This is a genomic window from Rhizobium sp. TBD182, assembly GCF_001950375.1.
Taxonomy (GTDB): domain Bacteria; phylum Pseudomonadota; class Alphaproteobacteria; order Rhizobiales; family Rhizobiaceae; genus Agrobacterium; species Agrobacterium tumefaciens.
This window is the reverse complement of sequence record NZ_BDLN01000015.1, coordinates 37854-38079: the sequence shown is the minus strand read 5'-3', so window position 1 is coordinate 38079 and position 226 is coordinate 37854. Positions and strand designations below refer to the sequence as shown.

The window sequence follows — 226 nt, the reverse complement described above, 5'->3', positions numbered from 1 at the left end:
AGGAGCAATCCTCCGGCCTCCAGCAGATCAATACCGCGGTCAACCAGATGGACCAGGACACGCAGAAAAATGCGGCCATGGTAGAGCAGACCAACGCTGCCAGCCACAATCTGGCCAAGGAGGTAGCTTCGCTCAACCAGCTTCTCGCGCAGTTCAAGCTCGCCGACACCGCCTATCAGCAGAAGAGCCAGCCCGCTCCGGTTCGCAATGCCGGCGGCAACGACAG

The 226-nt window shown here is 60.6% G+C and carries 1 pseudogene; it reads left to right on the top strand.

Annotated features, from left to right (window positions below):
* A pseudogene (locus tag T18_RS25430) lies at positions 1–226 on the top strand (methyl-accepting chemotaxis protein); the annotation flags it as partial.